Genomic DNA, 21700 nt, shown 5'->3' with positions numbered 1-21700 from the left:
AAGTCAATATTTAATACAGGGCTACTATGCCCGATATCCTTCATACAATGACAATAATATTGCCGAATTCGGCTCTTCCCTGGAGTCGTGTTAATGATCATAAAAAAAAGCGGTGGTCGCTGGCAGCTAAGCCTGCTGGCGAGCGTGGTAATCAGTGCCTTTTTTCTCAACACAGCTTACGCCTGGCAACAAGAATATATCGTTGATACGCAACCCGGACATTCCACAGAGCGTTACACCTGGGATAGTGATCATCAACCTGATTACAACGATATTTTGTCGCAACGTATTCAAAGTAGCCAAAGGGCGCTGGGACTGGAAGTCAATCTGGCGGAAGAAACTCCTGTGGATGTGACCAGCAGTATGAGTATGGGCTGGAATTTTCCTTTATATGAACAGGTTACAACCGGCCCGGTCGCGGCATTACATTACGATGGCACAACCACCTCGATGTATAACGAGTTTGGCGACAGTACTACCACGCTGACCGATCCGTTATGGCATGCCAGCGTGAGTAGCTTAGGCTGGCGTGTTGACTCCCGGCTTGGCGATCTCCGACCCTGGGCGCAAATCAGCTATAACCAGCAATTTGGCGAGAATATCTGGAAGGCGCAATCAGGCCTGAGCCGGATGACGGCGACAAACCAGAACGGCAACTGGCTGGATGTCACCGTAGGCGCTGATATGTTGCTCAATCAAAATATTGCCGCCTATGCTGCGCTAACTCAGGCAGAAAATACCACTAATAATAGCGACTATCTGTATACGATGGGGGTTAGCGCCAGATTTTAACGTAACAGTCACAATTGAAACCATTGAATAACAACAGTTGTGGCGATAGTGGGTGCTAACTTACCAAATAATAAATTTGGTGAATAATTGTCGCGTCATTCATTCCTGAACTAAGGCATTTCATTCCGTTCTGATGGCATTTCATGCCGTTTTTCCCCAAGCATAAAATGCACTTCGTTATGGTTGTCGGCAGAGATTTTTCCTTTTTATTACTGCAGGAATACTGCCATGACACCTTCAAATTATCAGCGTACCCGCTGGCTGACACTCATCGGTACTATCATTACCCAGTTTGCGCTGGGGTCGGTTTATACCCGGAGCCTGTTTAATGGCGCGCTTTCTGCCAAGCTGGATGCGCCGGTAAGCCAGGTCGCTTTCTCTTTCGGCTTGTTAAGTCTGGGGCTGGCAATTTCGTCTTCTGTTGCGGGCAAATTGCAGGAACGTTTTGGCGTTAAACGCGTCACCGTGGCTTCCGGCATTTTGCTGGGATTAGGCTTCTTCCTGACCGCGCATTCCAACAACCTGATGATGCTGTGGTTAAGCGCCGGTGTGCTGGTCGGTCTGGCGGATGGCGCGGGTTACCTGCTGACGCTCTCTAACTGCGTGAAGTGGTTCCCGGAGCGTAAAGGTCTGATCTCCGCGTTCGCTATCGGTTCTTATGGTCTGGGTAGCCTGGGTTTCAAATTTATCGACACGCAGCTGCTCGAAACGGTGGGTCTGGAAAAAACCTTTGTGATTTGGGGAGCGATTGCGCTGGTGATGATTGTTTTCGGCGCAACGTTAATGAAAGACGCACCAAAACAGGAAGTGAAAACCAGCAATGGTGTGGTGGAGAAAGATTACACGCTGGCAGAGTCGATGCGTAAACCGCAGTACTGGATGTTAGCGGTAATGTTCCTGACTGCCTGCATGAGCGGCCTGTACGTGATTGGGGTAGCGAAAGATATCGCCCAAAGTCTGGCACACCTTGATGTGGTTTCCGCAGCCAATGCAGTAACGGTTATTTCCATCGCTAACCTTTCAGGTCGTCTGGTGCTGGGCATTCTGTCTGACAAAATTGCCCGTATCCGTGTTATCACCATTGGTCAGGTGATTTCGCTGGTGGGTATGGCGGCCCTGCTGTTTGCACCATTAAATGCAGTGACGTTCTTTGCAGCGATTGCCTGCGTGGCATTTAACTTTGGCGGCACTATTACCGTCTTTCCATCACTGGTCAGTGAGTTCTTCGGCCTCAATAACCTGGCGAAAAACTACGGTGTGATTTACCTCGGTTTCGGTATCGGTAGCATTTTTGGTTCGATTATCGCCTCACTGTTTGGCGGTTTCTATGTGACCTTCTACGTGATTTTCGCCCTGCTGATTCTGTCATTGGCGCTTTCTACGACGATTCGTCAGCCAGAGCAGAAAATGTTGCGTGAGGCGCATGGCTCCCTTTAATGCTCAGCCGCGAGCTACTGGGCTTCAGCTTCCGTGTGCATCAAACGCATCAACGAAATGTATAAACAATGACTCGTAAAATTTGGGCCAGTTAACTGGCCCTTTTTACTGCTTTTTGTAACGCTAAAGTCTCTTTTCAAACTTGCATTTTTGTAAATTTGTGCTTCATGCACACTCTTTCCCCACACTTTTTCGCTTTGCTGTGGTCTACTTATTCGCGCGTGTAGATTTTACTTATCTGACTACCTCCGCACTTTTCCCCTGCCGGGCCTGAAAAGCCGCTAAGCAGGGTGTTATCACCTGTTTGTCCAGGGTTTGTTTGCATGAGATACATCAAATCGATTACACAGCAGAAGCTGAGCTTTTTGCTTGCAATCTATATTGGCCTTTTTATGAATGGCGCGGTTTTTTATCGCCGCTTCGGCAGCTATGCGCACGATTTTACCGTCTGGAAAGGCGTTTCTGCTGTTGTTGAACTGGCCGCCACCGTACTGGTGACCTTCTTTTTACTACGTCTTCTATCGCTGTTTGGCCGCCGCAGCTGGCGTATTCTGGCGTCGCTGGTGGTGCTCTTTTCCGCAGGTGCCAGCTATTACATGACCTTCCTTAATGTGGTCATTGGTTATGGCATCATCGCTTCCGTCATGACCACCGATATCGACCTGTCAAAAGAAGTTGTTGGTCTGAACTTTATTCTCTGGTTAATCGCCGTTAGTGCATTGCCTCTTATCCTTATCTGGAATAACCGCTGTCGCTACACCTTGCTCCGACAACTGCGAACCCCAGGGCAGCGTATTCGCAGCCTGGTGGTCGTCGTACTGGCGGGTATTATGGTTTGGGCACCGATTCGTTTGCTGGATATCCAGCAGAAGAAAGTGGAGAGGGCGACCGGCGTTGATTTGCCGAGTTATGGCGGTGTCGTAGCGAACTCTTATCTGCCATCAAACTGGCTTTCTGCGTTGGGGCTGTATGCCTGGGCGCGGGTCGATGAATCTTCCGATAATAATTCATTGCTTAATCCGGCGAAGAAGTTTACATACCAGGCTCCACAAAACGTTGATGATACTTATGTCGTGTTTATCATCGGTGAAACCACGCGTTGGGACCATATGGGTATTTTCGGCTATGAGCGTAATACCACGCCGAAACTGGCCCAGGAGAAAAATCTGGCGGCGTTCCGTGGTTACTCCTGTGATACCGCAACCAAACTCTCACTGCGTTGCATGTTTGTACGTCAGGGGGGCGCGGAAGATAATCCGCAGCGCACATTAAAAGAACAGAACATTTTCGCGGTTCTGAAGCAGTTAGGATTCAGTTCTGACCTCTACGCTATGCAGAGCGAAATGTGGTTCTACAGCAACACGATGGCAGACAACATTGCTTATCGTGAGCAGATTGGTGCGGAGCCACGTAATCGTGGCAAGCCGGTAGATGATATGTTGCTGGTAGACGAAATGCAGCAATCGCTAGGGCGCAACCCGGATGGTAAGCATCTGATCATTCTGCATACCAAAGGTTCGCATTTTAACTACACCCAGCGTTATCCGCGTAGCTTCGCGCAGTGGAAGCCGGAATGTATTGGTGTTGATAGCGGCTGTACCAAAGCGCAGATGATCAACTCCTATGACAACTCGGTGACCTATGTGGATCACTTTATCTCCAGCGTGATTGATCAGGTTCGCGATAAGAAAGCGATTGTGTTCTACGCAGCTGACCACGGTGAGTCAATTAATGAACGCGAGCACCTGCACGGCACGCCGCGTGAACTGGCACCGCCGGAGCAGTTCCGCGTACCGATGATGGTCTGGATGTCAGATAAATATCTGGAAAATCCGGCCAATGCGCAGGCGTTTGCGCAGCTGAAAAAAGAAGCCGACATGAAAGTGCCACGCCGTCACGTAGAGCTGTACGACACCATCATGGGTTGTCTTGGCTATACTTCACCGGATGGTGGAATTAACGAAAACAACAACTGGTGTCACATCCCGCAGACAAAAGTGGCAGCGGCTAACTAAGCGGCCTGCTGACTTTCTCGCCGATCAAAAGGCATTTTGCTATTAAGGGATTGACGAGGGCGTATCTGCGCAGTAAGATGCGCCCCGCATTCGGTGATTGGCGCAGCCTGGTAGCGCACTTCGTTCGGGACGAAGGGGTCGGAGGTTCGAATCCTCTATCACCGACCAAATTCGAAAAGCCTGCTCAACGAGCAGGTTTTTTTGCATTTGTAGCTCATGAGGATGAGAACCTCCGGGGGCAGGGAGGCTCGACTCGACGTAGGCCTGATAAGACGCGCCAGCGTCGCATCAGGCAACGGCACCGCACTTATTGTCGGATGCGGCGCGACCGCCTTATTCGACCAACACACCACACATTTTCCTGCCAACTTTGCGCCCCATATCTCACTATCCATTAACGGATTTGTGACAGAAACCATTGTCTTTTTTTATATTTGCTTAAATCTTTTTTGCGTTACTTATGGCTGGCGCTGGCATTTTCCGCTGTGCGTTTTAGCGTTCATGGTATTAATCGCTCAGATATCCACCTTTTCCTCAGATTTTTTTCATTAAATGCATAAAACTTAATCACCAAATGTTGCTAAATATTAAGCTGATTGTTCTGGTTATGTTGGAGTAGCACAAATTTCTCTGCTGCAAATAGCTGTTTGAAGTTTTTTTAATCTTTGTTTGTGGATTCTCACCGTTGGTGTAAATCCCGGTTGGCTGTATTGACGTTTTCACATTCTGTTGACAGATTGTAGGTCACGAGGGGCATTTTATGGAGGATCCGCACTGTTACACTGATGTTAATTAGTACGGCATCCCCACCTCATAACGTTGACCCGACCGGGCAAAAAACAAAAAAGGTCAGGCAGCGACAACCCACTGCAAAGGGTTAAAACAACAAACATCACAATTGGAGCAGAATAATGCGTATTTCCTTGAAAAAGTCAGGGATGCTGAAGCTTGGTCTCAGCCTGGTGGCTATGACCGTCGCAGCAAGTGTTCAGGCTAAAACTCTGGTTTATTGCTCAGAAGGATCTCCGGAAGGGTTTAACCCGCAGCTGTTTACCTCCGGCACCACCTATGACGCCTCTTCCGTCCCGCTTTATAACCGCCTGGTTGAATTTAAAATCGGCACCACCGAAGTGATCCCGGGCCTCGCTGAAAAGTGGGAAGTCAGCGAAGACGGTAAAACCTATACCTTCCATCTGCGTAAAGGTGTGAAGTGGCACGACAATAAAGAATTCAAACCGACGCGCGAAATGAACGCCGATGACGTGGTGTTCTCGTTCGATCGTCAGAAAAACGCGCAAAACCCGTACCATAAAGTTTCTGGCGGCAGCTACGAATACTTCGAAGGTATGGGCTTGCCGGAGCTGATCAGCGAAGTGAAAAAGGTGGACGATAACACCGTTCAGTTTGTGCTGACTCGACCGGAAGCGCCGTTCCTCGCTGACCTGGCAATGGACTTCGCCTCTATTCTGTCAAAAGAATATGCTGACGCGATGATGAAAGCCGGTACACCGGAAAAACTGGACCTCAACCCAATCGGAACCGGTCCGTTCCAGTTACAGCAGTACCAAAAAGATTCCCGTATCCGCTACAAAGCGTTTGATGGCTACTGGGGCACCAAACCGCAGATCGATACGCTGGTCTTCTCTATTACCCCTGATGCTTCCGTGCGTTACGCGAAATTGCAGAAGAATGAATGCCAGGTGATGCCGTACCCGAACCCGGCAGACATAGCTCGCATGAAGCAGGATAAATCCATCAACCTGATGGAAATGCCGGGGCTGAACGTCGGCTACCTCTCGTATAACGTGCAGAAAAAACCGCTGGATGACGTGAAAGTTCGCCAAGCACTAACCTACGCGGTGAACAAAGACGCGATCATCAAAGCGGTTTATCAGGGCGCGGGTGTATCAGCGAAAAACCTGATCCCGCCAACCATGTGGGGCTATAACGACGACGTTCAGGATTACACCTACGATCCTGAAAAAGCGAAAGCCTTGCTGAAAGAAGCGGGTCTGGAAAAAGGTTTCTCCATCGACCTGTGGGCGATGCCGGTACAACGTCCGTATAACCCGAACGCTCGCCGCATGGCGGAGATGATTCAGGCAGACTGGGCGAAAGTGGGCGTGCAGGCCAAAATCGTCACCTACGAATGGGGTGAGTACCTCAAGCGTGCGAAAGATGGCGAACATCAGACGGTAATGATGGGCTGGACTGGCGATAACGGGGACCCGGATAACTTCTTCGCCACCCTGTTCAGCTGCGCCGCCTCTGAACAAGGTTCTAACTACTCAAAATGGTGCTACAAACCGTTTGAAGATCTGATTCAACCGGCGCGTGCTACCGACGACCATAGCAAACGCGTTGAACTGTACAAGCAAGCGCAGGTGGTGATGCACGATCAGGCTCCGGCACTGATCATCGCTCACTCCACCGTGTTTGAACCGGTACGCAAAGAAGTCAAAGGCTATGTGGTTGATCCATTAGGCAAACATCACTTCGAAAACGTCTCTATCGAATAATTAAAAGCCATACAAGACTGATGGCAAAGGCAAAACTGCCTGATGTGCTCCGCTTATCAGGCCTACGAAAATTCTGCAATGTATTGAATTTGCACGATTTTGTAGGCCGGATAAGGCGTTAACGCCGCATCCGGCATAAACAAAGCGCACTTTGTCAACAATCTGTATACCCGGTGGCGCTGTGCCTCTGCGTGCAGCGCCATCCGGCAGCAATACTTCATTCTCTGTCCGACAAGGGCGGGAATTGATTTGTGAGCAATACAGACACGCAGTTCCAGGCTGCGAGTCACTATAGAGAATCCGGGTTATGTTGCAGTTTATTCTCCGACGTTTGGGACTCGTCATCCCCACGTTTATCGGTATTACCCTTCTCACATTTGCCTTTGTCCACATGATCCCGGGCGATCCGGTGATGATCATGGCAGGCGAACGTGGGATCTCCCCTGAGCGTCACGTGCAGCTGCTGGCTGAACTCGGCTTAGATAAACCGATGTGGCAGCAGTATCTCCATTACATTTGGGGCGTAATGCACGGCGATCTAGGCATTTCAATGAAAAGCCGAATTCCAGTATGGGAAGAGTTCGTGCCGCGCTTTCAGGCCACGCTGGAACTTGGCGTCTGCGCGATGATTTTTGCTACGGCAGTCGGTATTCCGGTTGGTGTGCTGGCTGCGGTTAAACGCGGTTCCATTTTCGATCACACTGCAGTTGGCCTGGCGCTGACCGGCTACTCGATGCCGATCTTCTGGTGGGGCATGATGCTGATCATGCTGGTTTCGGTGCACTGGAACCTGACGCCCGTCTCCGGTCGCGTGAGCGATATGGTGTTCCTCGATGACTCCAATCCGTTAACCGGTTTTATGCTAATCGACACCGCCATCTGGGGTGAAGACGGCAACTTTATCGATGCCGTCGCCCATATGATCTTGCCCGCCATTGTGCTGGGTACTATTCCGCTAGCGGTCATTGTGCGTATGACACGCTCCTCGATGCTGGAAGTGCTGGGCGAGGATTACATCCGCACCGCGCGCGCCAAAGGGCTAACCCGCATGCGGGTGATTATCGTCCATGCGCTGCGTAACGCGATGCTGCCGGTAGTGACCGTTATCGGCCTCCAGGTGGGAACATTGCTGGCGGGGGCGATTCTGACCGAAACCATCTTCTCGTGGCCCGGTCTGGGGCGCTGGTTGATTGACGCACTGCAACGCCGCGACTATCCGGTAGTGCAGGGCGGCGTATTGCTGGTGGCGACGATGATTATCCTCGTCAACTTGCTGGTCGATCTGCTGTACGGCGTGGTGAACCCGCGTATTCGTCATAAGAAGTAAGGGGACATCATGTCACAGGTTACTGAAAATAAAGTGATTAGCGCACCGGTGCCGATGACCCCGTTACAGGAGTTCTGGCACTATTTTAAACGCAACAAAGGCGCGGTCGTCGGGCTGGTTTACGTCGCCATCGTGCTGTTCATCGCGATCTTTGCCAACTGGATTGCGCCTTATAACCCGGCGGATCAGTTCCGCGATGCGCTGCTCGCCCCGCCAGCCTGGCAGGAAGGCGGCAGTATGGCACACTTGCTGGGCACCGATGACGTCGGTCGTGATGTGCTGTCGCGGCTGATGTACGGCGCGCGTTTATCGCTGCTGGTTGGCTGTCTGGTGGTGGTGTTGTCGCTGATTATGGGCGTTATTCTCGGCCTGATCGCCGGTTACTTCGGCGGCCTGGTTGATAACATTATCATGCGCGTGGTCGATATCATGCTGGCGCTGCCAAGTCTGCTGTTGGCACTGGTGCTGGTGGCGATTTTCGGCCCGTCGATTGGTAACGCCGCGCTGGCGCTGACCTTCGTTGCCTTGCCGCACTATGTGCGCTTAACCCGCGCCGCCGTGCTGGTGGAGGTGAATCGCGATTACGTCACCGCCTCTCGCGTGGCAGGTGCCGGGGCGATGCGCCAGATGTTTATTAACATCTTCCCGAACTGCCTTGCGCCGCTGATTGTTCAGGCGTCGCTCGGTTTCTCTAACGCCATTCTCGATATGGCTGCTCTTGGTTTCCTCGGCATGGGGGCACAGCCGCCAACGCCTGAGTGGGGCACCATGCTCTCCGACGTGTTGCAGTTCGCGCAAAGCGCCTGGTGGGTCGTGACCTTCCCTGGTCTGGCGATCCTGTTGACGGTGCTGGCATTTAACCTGATGGGTGACGGTCTGCGTGACGCGCTCGATCCCAAACTAAAGCAGTAAGAGGTTCGAGATGGCGTTATTAAATGTAGATAAATTATCGGTGCATTTCGGCGACGAAAGCGCACCGTTCCGCGCCGTAGACCGCATCAGCTACAGCGTAAAACAGGGCGAAGTGGTCGGGATTGTGGGTGAGTCCGGCTCCGGTAAGTCGGTCAGTTCACTGGCGATTATGGGGCTGATTGATTATCCGGGCCGCGTAATGGCAGAAAAACTGGAGTTTAACGGCCAGGATTTGCAGCGTATCTCAGAAAAAGAGCGCCGCAACCTGGTGGGTGCCGAAGTGGCGATGATCTTCCAGGACCCGATGACCAGCCTTAACCCGTGCTACACCGTGGGTTTCCAGATTATGGAAGCGATTAAAGTGCATCAGGGCGGCAACAAAAGTACCCGCCGTCAGCGGGCGATTGACCTGCTGAATCAGGTCGGTATTCCCGATCCGGCTTCGCGTCTGGATGTTTACCCGCATCAGCTTTCCGGCGGCATGAGCCAGCGCGTGATGATCGCCATGGCGATTGCCTGTCGGCCAAAACTGCTGATTGCCGATGAACCGACCACCGCGCTGGACGTGACCATTCAGGCGCAAATCATCGAACTACTGCTGGAGCTACAGCAGAAAGAGAACATGGCGCTGGTGTTAATTACCCATGACCTGGCGCTGGTGGCGGAAGCTGCGCATAAAATCATTGTGATGTATGCAGGTCAGGTAGTAGAAACGGGCGATGCACACGCCATCTTCCATGCGCCGCGTCACCCGTATACTCAGGCATTGCTGCGTGCGCTGCCAGAATTTGCTCAGGACAAAGAACGTCTGGCGTCGTTGCCAGGTGTTGTTCCCGGCAAGTATGACCGCCCGAACGGCTGCCTGCTTAACCCGCGCTGCCCCTATGCCACTGACAGATGTCGCGCTGAAGAACCGGCGCTGAATATGCTCGCTGATGGGCGTCAGTCCAAATGCCATTACCCACTTGATGATGCCGGGAGGCCCACACTATGAGTACGCAAGAGGCCACCTCGCAACAACCGCTGTTGCAGGCTATCGACCTGAAAAAACATTATCCGGTGAAGAAAGGCATGTTCGTGCCGGAACGTCTGGTGAAGGCGCTGGACGGCGTTTCGTTTAACCTTGAACGTGGCAAAACGCTGGCAGTAGTGGGCGAATCTGGCTGCGGTAAATCGACCCTCGGTCGGTTGCTGACGATGATCGAAACGCCCACCGGCGGCGAGCTGTATTATCAGGGGCAGGATCTGCTCAAGCACGATCCGCAGGCGCAGAAGCTGCGTCGGCAGAAAATCCAGATCGTCTTCCAGAATCCCTACGGTTCGCTGAATCCGCGTAAGAAAGTTGGGCAAATTCTCGAAGAGCCGCTGCTTATTAACACCAGCTTAAGCAAAGAACAGCGTCGGGAAAAAGCCCTGTCGATGATGGCAAAAGTCGGCCTGAAAACCGAGCACTATGACCGCTATCCGCACATGTTTTCCGGCGGACAACGTCAGCGTATCGCTATTGCCCGTGGTCTGATGCTCGACCCGGATGTGGTGATTGCCGATGAGCCGGTTTCTGCGCTGGACGTCTCAGTGCGTGCGCAGGTGCTGAATCTGATGATGGATTTGCAGCAGGAGTTGGGGCTTTCTTATGTCTTTATCTCCCACGACCTGTCGGTTGTGGAGCACATTGCTGATGAAGTGATGGTGATGTACCTAGGCCGCTGCGTGGAGAAAGGAACGAAGGACCAAATCTTCAATAACCCGCGCCATCCGTACACCCAGGCGCTGCTCTCCGCGACGCCACGCCTGAACCCGGACGATCGTCGTGAACGCATCAAACTCACCGGTGAACTGCCAAGCCCGCTGAATCCTCCGCCGGGTTGCGCCTTCAACGCCCGCTGTCGTCGGCGCTTCGGCCCCTGCACCCAGTTGCAGCCGCAGCTAAAAGACTACGGAGGTCAACTGGTAGCTTGTTTTGCTGTTGATCAGGATGAAAATCCGCAGCGTTAACTCACAAAACCGGGGCCATGCGCTCCGGTTTACTCAATCAGCTTCAACAGTGGCGACAAGCATAGCAAAATGCCGTAAAGCAGAATCAGCCAGGCTTTAAATCCGCGAAGTTTTTCCAGTTGTGCGACTTTATAGATCAGGAAAAACGGAATGAGGCACGACACAATGCCATATAACGGGCTTCCCAACTGAAAGAACACCAGCACTGATACACGAAACGAAACCCAAATCGTCAACGTAATGACGATAAAAGCGCAGATCGCCAGAGTCAGCATGCGTGAGTTAATTTTCTTGGTATCAATAATTCGGCTTAACAGATTGAGAATAATGCCTTTAATAGCCTCGTGGAAACCGAGATAAATGCCAAAGAATGCGGTCAGTACGGCAAAGATATTCAGCACCGTAGAGGTGATATGAATGATATGTCCAGGGATCACCTGCGCGGCCAGTGCCAGTGCCGAGATATTTTGTTCAAAGGCAGAAACGGCTTCTTCGTGGCTAATTGAGAAGGTAAACGAAAAGGCAAAAAACAGGATCACCGCGATGAGCGTGATATAACTAATTCGGTGGGTACGCAGCGCGAGCCGGGTTGCCAGTACTTTATCTGCTTCCCGTTTACGATAGGCAATATTCATTGGGTTAAGTACCTGAATAAATACCGCAGAAAAGAAGCAAAATGGAATGGTAAGCAGGACATCGCGGAAAAAGACGGAGGCTTGCGGGAAGGCGGTTATATTGGCGAAATTCCAGTGCGGGATCATCGCAAAACCGAACACGACAATAATCCCTACTTTGACCACCACCATTGGCCCAGAAATCTTAAACAGTAATCGTTCACCACCAGACGCAATCGCTATCAGTACGGCGAAAATAGCGACTTTATAAAGTAGAGATTGTGAAAGATCGGCATCGGTTAAACCGAAGGTTTTCAGGTACGAGGCGCTGTCGAAAACCACGGAGAGAGAGTAGATAAAAATCCCGTGGATAATCATCAAAAAGTAGATAACCCCGAGGAAAATTCCCCAGTTCTTCCCCAGGTAATGACTGATAATATCGGTGTAGTCATTACAGGAATCGCTTTCAGAAAGGGTTTTTAAATAAATGTCCTGCACTACCCAGGTGACAGGATAAGCAATGATCGCTGCGGTAATAAATACCCAAATTCCCTTCAAGCCAATTTGTACTGGCATCAGCACGGTTCCGGCACCAATCGCCATGCCTATGCATAATAAAACCCAGCCGAAGTCGTAGCGTGTAAACGGCAATTTCTGATTGTGTTTCGATAGTGTGTTGTGCTGCATAAAGTCCTGTCCAGAAAGAAGTCGGCCTCGCAAAAATGAATAAACCCAGTTTCTCTTGCGCAACAGGTGGAGAAGTCGAATACGCAGTATGTAAAAAATGAGGCAACAGATTCACTGGGGAGGTCGCGAGGAGGCGCAATTCTACAAAATTGCGCATTTCACTACCAGTCTGGAGTCAGCCCGGATATGAACTGCAACTATTGCAAATAAAGAAATTAAGCTGGAAGGCATCGCGCAATGAGGAAGATTGCCGGGTGCTGACAGTAAAAAGCAATCGTAGAATCAGCGTCAAGCCGGAAGGATTCCGGTGAGGCGCAATGTTGCGGGGGCTTAATCCCTGGTGGCATTGGTTGCTGGAGAGAGAAAACCCCCGCACGTTGCAGGTATGTACCTGACAACATAACGGGGGCTAATCTTGAACCTAGACCACTCAAGAATAGCCGCGAAACGTTGTCATTACAACACAGGCGGCTATATGACGCTCGCAGAGCTGGGCATGGCCTTCTGGCATGATTTAGCGGCTCCGGTCATTGCTGGCATTCTTGCCAGTATGATCGTGAACTGGCTGAACAAGCGGAAGTAGCGTGTCATGTGGGCGTCAGGCTGCCGTAATGGCAATTTGCGCCCGGACCAGGCCGCAGGGGTGAAACTCTGCGGCCTTTTTCGTAAGAAAAATGCAACGGTTGCAAGCGGATAATATTCTGCGGAATGCGCAGCACAGAGTGAAGATGAGACGGATTCCGGAACAGAAAAACAGTCGTAGAATCAGCGTCAAGCCGGAAGGATTCCGGTGAGGCGCAATGTTGCGGGGGCTTAATCCCTGGTGGCATTGGTTGCTGGAGAGAGAAAACCCCCGCACGTTGCAGGTATGCACCTGACAACACCACGGGGGCCATTCTTGCATCCAAACAATACAAGAATAGCCGCGAAACGTTGTCATTACAATACAGGCGGCTATATGACGTTCGCAGAACTGGGCATGGCCTTCTGGCATGATTTAGCGGCTCCGGTCATTGCTGGTATTCTTGCCAGTATGATCGTGAACTGGCTGAACAAGCGGAAGTAACGTGCCATGCGGGCGTCAGGCTGCCGTAATGGCAATTTGCGCCCGGACCAGGCCGCAGGGGTGAAACTCTGCGGCCTTTTTCGTAAGAAAAATGCAACGGTTGCAAGCGGATAATATTCTGCGGAATGCGCAGCACAGAGTGAAGACGTGACGGATTCCGGAACAGAAAAACAGTCGTAGAATCAGCGTCAAGCCGGAAGGGTTCCGGTGAGGCGCAATGTTGCGGGGGCTTTATCCCTGGTGGCATTGGTTGCTGGAGAGAGAAAACCCCCGCACGTTGCAGGTATGCACCTGACAACATCACGGGGGCCATTCTTGAACCTGAACAACTCAAGAATAGCCGCGAAACGTTGTCATTACAACACAGGCGGCTATATGACGCTCGCAGAACTGGGCATGGCCTTCTGGCATGATTTAGCGGCTCCGGTCATTGCTGGCATTCTTGCCAGTATGATCGTGAACTGGCTGAACAAGCGGAAGTAACGTGTCATGCGGGCGTCAGGCTGCCGTAATGGCAATTTGCGCCCGGACCAGGCCGCAGGGGTGAAACTCTGCGGCCTTTTTCGTAAGAAAAATGCAACGATTGCACGCGGATAATATTCTGCGGAATGCGCAGCACAGAGTGAAGACGTGACGGATTCCGGAACAGAAAAACAGTCGTAGAATCAGCGGCAAGCCGGAAAGGTTCCGGTGAGGCGCAATGTTGCGGGGGCTTTATCCCTGGTGGCATTGGTTGCTGGAGAGAGAAAACCCCCGCACGTTGCAGGTATGCACCTGACAACATCACGGGGGCTAATCTTGAACCCAAACAACTCAAGAATAGCCGCGAAACGTTGGCATTACAACACAGGCGGCTATATGACGCTCGCAGAACTGGGCATGGCCTTCTGGCATGATTTAGCGGCTCCGGTCATTGCTGGCATTCTTGCCAGTATGATCGTGAACTGGCTGAATAAGCGGAAGTAACGTGTCATGCGGGCGTCAGGCTGCCGTAATGGCAATTTGCGCCCGGATCAGGCCGCAGAGGTTAAACTCTGCGGCCTTTTTCGTGCTTACTGCGGGTAAGGCACCCAGTCGCCGCCGTTCAGGCGAACGTACGGTTTATCTTGGTATTGAATAACTACTGCATTTGAGTTCTCGGAGACCGGTGCTGTTTGTGGCAACCCACTGGTGAGTTTTTTCCAGTCAACATTGTCTTCGGTGAAAATCTTGCCATCAAGAACGCGAACCACCAGATCGGAGATAGCCAGGAAGCTGCTCGGTTGGTCAATGACAATCGGTGCCCCCTGATGTGGTGCCTTCATGCCGAAGAATTTCACCCCAACGGGGACGTCTGTGATAGACGGGCTAGGGATATCACGTAGGCCAGATACCTGCATTCTGTCGCCCTTCAGCGCGCCGCCGTGTTCCGGCACCACGACCACCATCACTTTATGACCCGATTTCTCCAGTTCAGTAAAGAAGGCGTCCAGTTCATCAAAGAATTTCTGCGCCCGCGCTTTGTAATCCGCTGTTTTGCTGACCCCCGGATAATGGTTGCCGTCATGCAGTGGAAGCGTGTTGTAGAACGTGGCACTACGGCTGTTTTTATCTTTTTCGGTAACGTCCAGCCAGCGGTTAAGCACGGCGGTATCGTCATAAACCGGCGAACCATCAAAGCCCAGCAAAATAACCGGCAGATTTGTTTGATCCATCAATTCAGTCTGCATGCCGCCATTTTCGCGAACTTCTTTCAAAAAACCGCCGAACTGGCCGTTATGTCCCATCATCAGGTGCTGGGTAAAGCCCAGTTTCGAAAGGTTATCAAACAGATAGCAGTCGTTATTTGCCGGTTGATACAGATTAGTGTGCGAAGTCTGCCCGCAGCTGGCGCGCAGTAAACGGATCGCCGCCGGGCCACTGTAGGAGGTGGCGGAGTTAAAGTTCTTGAAATCAATATCGAAATGCGACCACAGTGGATGCGACATCAACCCGGCGGCTTCTATATCCGACCAGGAAAGCGAACAGATGTTAATCACCAGTAGTTCAAATGGCTGAGCATCAGCGGGCAGCGAAGACGGGAAGGTCGATTTACGTTTCGCCTCCGCGTTATAGAAATTATTCAGCCAGGCGTTAAGGTTCGCCGTTGTTGGCGGTGCAGTTTGTGCGGGCATATCACCCACTACCGGTGCGCCACCCGTCGCCGCAACGGTTGCCGCTGCGTTACCACCCGTCGTTGTTACAGTGGTCGTCGGTTGTCCGGCTGGCCACAAGGAGAAACTTGGTCCCGCCAGGGTAAGTACGTTCAGCCATAGCAGTATGGCAACCACAAAAACGGTAATGCGAATCCATTGTGACAGGAATAACCAGGCCACTAATAAAACAAAAATGGCCCCAATCATCTGCCAGTTAATAAAGCGTGTGACAAGGTCGATTAAATAATCGGTACTGAACCCCGCCACCTGCGAACCCTGGCTCATTATGCTTTCCGGGCCAGGCAACCAGATGTCATGCCAGAACAAAGCAAAGCCGATCGGCAGGGCAATCCAGTGGCGCAAGCGATGCAGGCTGTAACGCGGAATGGGCATCAGCAGAAACGCGGCAAACACCAAATTGAGGAGCGGGTGGAAGTTAAGATATCCCGCCCACAACAGGCCAAACTTAACCAGAAAATAGAAGTTCCAGCCGGAAAGGCCGCGCCAGTATTGCCAGAGGGAAGAAGGCATGGCGGTATTTTGCGTAAATTGAGTCATTTTTTGGTTGCCCTGGCTTTTTCCGTGCGGCGTAACGTCCCGGCCGGTTTAACATAACGAGGTTTAGCAAAGAACAAACGTAAGGTGTCGCGAATGCGTCGCAAAGAGTGCCGCGCCAGATAGCCCAGCGGGAAAAATATCAGTGCGCAAACGATAATAATTTCAATGATATCGCTGATGGTCATCATGATGAGCGCTCCACAGCATCATCTAACAGTCGCATGGGTTCTGGTATTCGTCGCCAGTGGCGACCATCGTGCTCGGCATTGATGACCGGTTTAGAACTTTGCGTTAAAGGCAGCGGCATTCCCCATTGTTCTGGGGCAAGCAGGCGCATCTGCACCAGCTCGGCACTGATTTGATCATCTTCAAACCAGACCATACGGTTTGAGAAAATGTCGCCAGTAGGCAATGGGAAAATATGATTCAACGCGGTATCCAGATCGTTAATCCGACAGAATGAGAGAAACAGCACCAGCCGATTACCGCCAATGGTCATGATATCGCCGGTACGGTTAGGGCGACATAGCGTCAGGGCTTGCTCAACGCGGATACCCGGTACCGGACGTAGGGCAACCAGAACGCCTTTACCGTGGGCAGGCAAGAGAGGGTTATTCATCATGTTGTTGACGGCATTACAGAACACATCCCACTTCTGGAAACCACGCAGTTTGAGCGGCTGGGTCATTGACAGCAAGGTAGTGATATCTTCCGGTACATAGCGACTAAACTTCTGCCCTTGCACGCTTTCGATCATCGTCAGACAACGGGAGAGTGGCGCATTCCACGGAATAACCATATTTGCACCGCAGGCCAATAACAAACGTTCATCGGTGGCGCGCAGGCTAGCGGTATTTTCCCGCACGAGGATTTTCATCGCACTACCGCGCTGGCGACGCAGGGTATGAATGCTGCGGGCCAGTGGCTCGATTTGCGCATTTTGCTGTAAAGAAAAGACCACCGTCGCCGCCTGAGCGGTACGGGCTTCATTGAACAGGACTTCGTTATTGTTGAACAGTTGCCAGTGTTCCGATAGCGGCGGCGCACCTTCCAGTACAGCAACATTACTCAGAATGCGTTTTTCGTCGCTGCGTGGTTGGATCTCCGCCTCTTCGCTTTGAACTAATGTCCAGATACCATTTTGTTGCTGAACGCTAAGCTGCTGACGGGCGCTGACCCCTTTTTCGTTGCACCAGAAGGCAATATCCAGCAAATGTTGGTCACCCTGAAAACGCAAACTGGCAAGACCAAAAAGTGAACGGTATTCCTCAAGCAACAATGAAAATTGTTTATCGTTATTATTTCCGGGATTAATTACCAAAAGCGAACAATGGTTTAACCTGCTCCATTTATTCATTTTATCCAACCATGAGCGAAGCCGCTCGGCAGGAATATTTTGCCATGCGTTATTTGCGCAAACAAGAATAAAAAGGTAATTATGGGGATCAATAGAACACTGCAAATCACGGGCCAAATAGTATAGACCTTTTTCATGATTTAGCATTGAAAATAATTTTATTTTTTCCGGCCCTTGAGAATCATCTAATTGAAAGATTTTCGCCGGATCGCTGTCCATGCTAATGACCGCGACGTGTGCGGTTTCAGCCTGGGATGCAATTGTTTGATTCGCCAGACTGATAGCATCTTCATGGCGATCGACGTTAAACCACCAGACGCCGCCTGCTGGCATATGTCGCAGCTCATCCCATAATGATGAGATACCGATAGAGAATACAGGGTCCACAATGTCCCTCATGTCACCATTTTGTCTGATTATCAGTTTACTAGCGAAAGCTAAGAAATAAACCTACCATTGAAATTAAAACTTATCAGATTTAGCATGTGAATCAATTTAGAAGGTCACAAGACGTGTGATTTTAGTCTTTTCGTTTTTAACTTTTTCTGTTGCGTAACGGAAAGTCAAAAAGTGAGCAAATTCCCGTCTCGCCGTAAACAATAAACCGGCGAAATGCTCACGGTTAGAATTGTCTCATGAATGGTACGGTTATTTCATAGGGATCAAGCAAAATGAATAACAATGAACCAGATACTCTGCCTGATCCCGCGATAGGCTATATCTTCCAGAATGATATTGTGGCGTTAAAGCAGGCATTTTCACTGCCTGATATTGATTATGCCGATATTTCCCAACGCGAACAGTTGGCCGCGGCATTAAAACGCTGGCCGTTGCTGGCAGAGTTTGCGCAACAAAAGTAGGGGATTGGTGAATGGCCGTACTGGGATTGCAGGGGGTGCGGGGAGGCGTGGGGACAACAACCATCACCGCCGCATTAGCCTGGTCATTACAAATGTTGGGAGAAAATGTCCTGGTGGTCGATGCCTGCCCGGACAACTTGTTGCGCCTGTCATTTAATGTTGATTTTACCCACCGTCAGGGCTGGGCCAGAGCGATGCTGGATGGCCAGGACTGGCGTGACGCTGGGTTGCGCTACACCTCGCAGCTCGATTTGCTGCCTTTTGGTCAGTTATCCATTGAAGAACAAGAAAATCCACAGCACTGGCAAACCCGGCTGAGCGATATTTGCTCCGGCTTACAGCAACTAAAAGCCAGCGGGCGTTACCAGTGGATTTTAATCGACTTACCGCGTGATGCCTCGCAGATAACCCACCAGCTGCTGAGTTTGTGCGAGCACTCGCTGGCAATCGTCAATGTGGATGCCAACTGCCATATCCGACTGCATCAGCAAGCGCTGCCGGATGGCGCACATATTTTGATTAATGACTTCCGTATTGGCAGTCAGGTTCAGGACGATATTTACCAGCTTTGGTTGCAAAGCCAGCGCCGATTACTGCCGATGCTCATTCATCGTGATGAAGCGATGGCTGAATGCCTGGCGGCTAAGCAACCAGTAGGTGAATATCGCAGTGATGCGCTGGCGGCTGAAGAGATACTGACGCTGGCGAACTGGTGCCTGTTGAACTACTCCGGGCTGAAAACGCCAGTCGGGAGTGCATCATGAGTATCCTGACCCGGTGGTTGCTTATCCCGCCGGTCAACGCGCGGCTTATCGGGCGTTATCGCGATTATCGTCGTCACGGTGCGTCGGCTTTCAGCGCGACGCTCGGCTGTTTCTGGATGATCCTGGCCTGGATTTTTATTCCGCTGGAGCACCCGCGCTGGCAGCGTATTCGCGCAGAACATAAAAACCTGTATACGCATATCAACGCCTCGCGTCCGCGTCCGCTGGACCCGGTCCGTTATCTCATTCAAACATGCTGGTTATTGATCGGTGCATCGCGCAAAGAAACGCCGAAACCGCGCAGCGGGCATTTTCAGGTCTGCAAAATATTCGTGGACGTTACCATCAATGGATGAACGAGCTGCCTGAGCGCGTTAGCCATAAAACACAGCATCTGGATGAAAAAAAAGAGCTCGGTCATTTGAGTGCCGGGGCGCGGCGGTTGATCCTCGGTATCATCGTCACCTTCTCGCTGATTCTGGCGTTAATCTGCGTTACTCAGCCGTTTAACCCGCTGGCGCAGTTTATCTTCCTGATGCTGCTGTGGGGGGTAGCGCTGATCGTACGGCGGATGCCGGGGCGCTTCTCGGCGCTAATGTTGATTGTGCTGTCGCTGACCGTTTCTTGCCGTTATATCTGGTGGCGTTACACCTCTACGCTGAACTGGGACGATCCGGTCAGCCTGGTGTGCGGGCTTATTCTGCTCTTCGCTGAAACGTACGCGTGGATTGTGCTGGTGCTCGGCTACTTCCAGGTAGTATGGCCGCTGAATCGTCAGCCGGTGCCATTGCCGAAGGATATGTCGCTGTGGCCGTCAGTGGATATCTTTGTCCCGACTTACAACGAAGATCTCAATGTGGTGAAAAATACCATTTACGCCTCGCTGGGTATCGACTGGCCGAAAGACAAACTGAACATCTGGATCCTCGATGACGGCGGCAGGGAAGAGTTTCGCCAGTTTGCGCAAAACGTGGGGGTGAAATATATCGCCCGCACCACTCATGAACATGCGAAAGCGGGCAACATCAACAATGCGCTGAAATATGCCAAAGGCGAGTTCGTGTCGATTTTCGACTGCGACCACGTACCAACGCGATCGTTCCTGCAAATGACCATGGGCTGGTTCCTGAAAGAGAAACAGCTGGCGATGATGCAGACTCCACACCACTTCTTCTCGCCGGACCCGTTTGAACGCAACCTGGGACGTTTTCGTAAAACGCCGAACGAAGGCACGCTGTTCTATGGTCTGGTGCAGGATGGCAACGATATGTGGGACGCCACTTTCTTCTGCGGTTCCTGTGCGGTGATTCGTCGTAAGCCGCTGGATGAAATTGGCGGCATTGCTGTCGAAACCGTGACTGAAGATGCGCATACTTCTCTGCGTTTGCACCGTCGTGGCTATACCTCCGCGTATATGCGTATTCCGCAGGCGGCGGGGCTGGCGACCGAAAGTCTGTCGGCGCATATCGGTCAGCGTATTCGCTGGGCGCGCGGGATGGTATAAATCTTCCGTCTCGATAACCCGCTCACCGGTAAAGGACTGAAGTTTGCTCAGCGGCTGTGCTACGTCAACGCCATGTTCCACTTCTTGTCGGGCATTCCACGGCTGATCTTCCTGACTGCGCCGCTGGCGTTCCTGCTGCTTCATGCCTACATCATCTATGCGCCAGCGTTGATGATCGCCCTATTCGTGCTGCCGCATATGATCCATGCCAGCCTGACCAACTCGAAGATCCAGGGCAAATATCGCCACTCTTTCTGGAGTGAAATCTACGAAACGGTGCTGGCGTGGTATATCGCACCACCGACGCTGGTGGCGCTGATTAACCCGCACAAAGGCAAATTTAACGTCACCGCCAAAGGTGGACTGGTGGAAGAAGAGTACGTCGACTGGGTGATCTCGCGGCCCTACATCTTCCTTGTTCTACTCAACCTGGTGGGCGTTGCGGTAGGCATCTGGCGCTACTTCTATGGCCCGCCAACCGAGATGCTCACCGTGGTCGTCAGTATGGTGTGGGTGTTCTACAACCTGATTGTTCTTGGCGGCGCAGTTGCGGTATCGGTAGAAAGCAAACAGGTACGCCGATCGAACCGCGTGGAGATGACGATGCCCGCGGCAATTGCCCGCGAAGATGGTCACCTCTTCTCGTGTACCGTTCAGGATTTCTCCGACGGTGGTTTGGGGATCAAGATCAACGGTCAGGCGCAGATTCTGGAAGGGCAGAAAGTGAATCTGTTGCTTAAACGCGGTCAGCAGGAATACGTCTTCCCGACCCAGGTGGCGCGCGTGATGGGTAATGAAGTTGGGCTGAAATTAATGCCGCTCACCACCCAGCAACATATCGATTTTGTGCAGTGTACGTTTGCCCGTGCGGATACATGGGCGCTCTGGCAGGACAGCTACCCGGAAGATAAGCCGCTGGAAAGTCTGCTGGATATTCTGAAGCTCGGCTTCCGTGGCTACCGCCATCTGGCGGAGTTTGCGCCTTCTTCGGTGAAGGGCATATTCCGTGTGCTGACTTCTCTGGTTTCCTGGGTTGTATCGTTTATTCCGCGCCGCCCGGAGCGGAGCGAAACGGCACAACCATCGGATCAGGCTTTGGCTCAACAATGATGATAACGC

The 21700-nt window shown here is 51.7% G+C and carries 18 protein-coding genes, 1 tRNA gene and 1 pseudogene; 16 read left to right on the top strand and 4 right to left on the bottom strand.

Annotation, left to right across the window (positions count from 1 at the left end; genetic code table 11):
• The first annotated feature begins 93 nt into the window (after positions 1-93).
• From ABZJ92_RS07555 to dppF, 9 genes are all read left to right on the top strand, one after another.
• Positions 94-792, top strand: coding sequence for an autotransporter outer membrane beta-barrel domain-containing protein (locus tag ABZJ92_RS07555; RefSeq protein ID WP_001296791.1), 699 nt, complete (start codon positions 94-96; stop codon positions 790-792).
• A 228-nt stretch (positions 793-1020) separates the two neighbouring features.
• Entirely contained in the window at positions 1021-2229 is a 1209-nt protein-coding gene (locus tag ABZJ92_RS07550) for an L-lactate MFS transporter (RefSeq protein ID WP_000189006.1), read from the top strand.
• 323 nt (positions 2230-2552) lie between these two features.
• On the top strand, positions 2553-4244 hold the full coding sequence (gene eptB, locus ABZJ92_RS07545) for a kdo(2)-lipid A phosphoethanolamine 7''-transferase (protein ID WP_001269240.1): 1692 nt from the start codon (positions 2553-2555) through the stop codon (positions 4242-4244).
• Positions 4245-4335: 91 nt separating this feature from the next.
• Positions 4336-4412: transfer RNA gene (locus ABZJ92_RS07540), tRNA-Pro, on the top strand.
• Positions 4413-5155: 743 nt separating this feature from the next.
• Complete coding sequence (dppA, locus tag ABZJ92_RS07535) at positions 5156-6763, top strand: dipeptide ABC transporter substrate-binding protein DppA (protein WP_025745420.1); 1608 nt, start codon at positions 5156-5158, stop codon at positions 6761-6763.
• 307 nt (positions 6764-7070) lie between these two features.
• A complete protein-coding gene (gene dppB, locus ABZJ92_RS07530) occupies positions 7071-8090 on the top strand; it encodes a dipeptide ABC transporter permease DppB (RefSeq protein WP_000938867.1) in 1020 nt (339 codons plus the stop codon).
• Between the two features lie 9 nt (positions 8091-8099).
• Positions 8100-9002 carry a dipeptide ABC transporter permease DppC gene (gene dppC / locus ABZJ92_RS07525; RefSeq protein WP_000084666.1) on the top strand — a complete coding sequence of 301 codons (903 nt, stop codon included), beginning with the start codon at positions 8100-8102 and terminating at the stop codon, positions 9000-9002.
• A gap of 10 nt (positions 9003-9012) precedes the next feature.
• A complete protein-coding gene (dppD, locus tag ABZJ92_RS07520) occupies positions 9013-9996 on the top strand; it encodes a dipeptide ABC transporter ATP-binding protein (RefSeq protein WP_001196486.1) in 984 nt (327 codons plus the stop codon).
• Complete coding sequence (dppF, locus tag ABZJ92_RS07515) at positions 9993-10997, top strand: dipeptide ABC transporter ATP-binding subunit DppF (RefSeq protein WP_000107041.1); 1005 nt, start codon at positions 9993-9995, stop codon at positions 10995-10997. The genes dppD and dppF overlap by 4 nt, the downstream gene beginning before the upstream one ends.
• Before the next feature lie 29 nt (positions 10998-11026).
• On the opposite strand, the gene ABZJ92_RS07510 is transcribed toward dppF, so the two are convergent.
• Positions 11027-12298 carry an SLC5/6 family protein gene (locus tag ABZJ92_RS07510; RefSeq protein WP_005052340.1) on the bottom strand — a complete coding sequence of 424 codons (1272 nt, stop codon included), beginning with the start codon at positions 12296-12298 and terminating at the stop codon, positions 11027-11029.
• A 475-nt stretch (positions 12299-12773) separates the two neighbouring features.
• Here ABZJ92_RS07510 and ABZJ92_RS07505 point away from each other — a divergent pair, with 475 nt between their 5' ends.
• From ABZJ92_RS07505 to ABZJ92_RS07490, 4 genes are all read left to right on the top strand, one after another.
• Positions 12774-12881, top strand: a complete 108-nt coding sequence (locus ABZJ92_RS07505) for a type I toxin-antitoxin system toxin Ldr family protein (RefSeq protein WP_001295224.1) — start codon at positions 12774-12776, stop codon at positions 12879-12881.
• 375 nt (positions 12882-13256) lie between these two features.
• Complete coding sequence (ldrD, locus tag ABZJ92_RS07500) at positions 13257-13364, top strand: type I toxin-antitoxin system toxic polypeptide LdrD (protein WP_000141634.1); 108 nt, start codon at positions 13257-13259, stop codon at positions 13362-13364.
• 375 nt (positions 13365-13739) lie between these two features.
• A complete protein-coding gene (locus tag ABZJ92_RS07495) occupies positions 13740-13847 on the top strand; it encodes a type I toxin-antitoxin system toxin Ldr family protein (protein WP_001295224.1) in 108 nt (35 codons plus the stop codon).
• Positions 13848-14222: 375 nt separating this feature from the next.
• A complete protein-coding gene (locus ABZJ92_RS07490) occupies positions 14223-14330 on the top strand; it encodes a type I toxin-antitoxin system toxin Ldr family protein (protein ID WP_001295224.1) in 108 nt (35 codons plus the stop codon).
• 86 nt (positions 14331-14416) lie between these two features.
• On the opposite strand, the gene bcsG is transcribed toward ABZJ92_RS07490, so the two are convergent.
• Genes bcsG through bcsE form a run of 3 tightly spaced genes read right to left on the bottom strand, consistent with a single transcriptional unit; the run spans position 14417 to position 17852 of the window.
• Positions 14417-16096, bottom strand: a complete 1680-nt coding sequence (gene bcsG / locus ABZJ92_RS07485; protein WP_353765433.1) for a cellulose biosynthesis protein BcsG — start codon at positions 16094-16096, stop codon at positions 14417-14419.
• Positions 16093-16284: a cellulose biosynthesis protein BcsF gene (gene bcsF / locus ABZJ92_RS07480; RefSeq protein ID WP_000988299.1), complete on the bottom strand. Its 192-nt coding sequence runs from the start codon at positions 16282-16284 to the stop codon at positions 16093-16095. Before bcsF ends, bcsG begins: the two co-directional genes overlap by 4 nt.
• Positions 16281-17852 carry a cellulose biosynthesis c-di-GMP-binding protein BcsE gene (gene bcsE, locus ABZJ92_RS07475; RefSeq protein WP_001204920.1) on the bottom strand — a complete coding sequence of 524 codons (1572 nt, stop codon included), beginning with the start codon at positions 17850-17852 and terminating at the stop codon, positions 16281-16283. The genes bcsF and bcsE overlap by 4 nt, the downstream gene beginning before the upstream one ends.
• A 272-nt stretch (positions 17853-18124) precedes the next feature.
• On the opposite strand from bcsE, the gene bcsR reads away from it, so the two are divergent.
• From bcsR to bcsA, 3 genes and pseudogenes are all read left to right on the top strand, one after another.
• A complete protein-coding gene (bcsR, locus tag ABZJ92_RS07470) occupies positions 18125-18313 on the top strand; it encodes a cellulose biosynthesis protein BcsR (protein WP_001063318.1) in 189 nt (62 codons plus the stop codon).
• Positions 18314-18324: 11 nt separating this feature from the next.
• A complete protein-coding gene (gene bcsQ / locus ABZJ92_RS07465; RefSeq protein ID WP_000279535.1) occupies positions 18325-19077 on the top strand; it encodes a cellulose biosynthesis protein BcsQ in 753 nt (250 codons plus the stop codon).
• Positions 19074-21691: pseudogene (gene bcsA / locus ABZJ92_RS07460) on the top strand (UDP-forming cellulose synthase catalytic subunit). Before bcsQ ends, bcsA begins: the two are co-directional and overlap by 4 nt.
• The last annotated feature ends 9 nt before the right edge of the window (positions 21692-21700 follow it).

The organism is Shigella sp. FJ200513, assembly GCF_040495915.1.
Taxonomy (GTDB): domain Bacteria; phylum Pseudomonadota; class Gammaproteobacteria; order Enterobacterales; family Enterobacteriaceae; genus ECMA0423.
The sequence above is the reverse complement of the archived record's forward strand: the minus strand, read 5'-3'. Positions and strand labels throughout refer to the sequence as shown.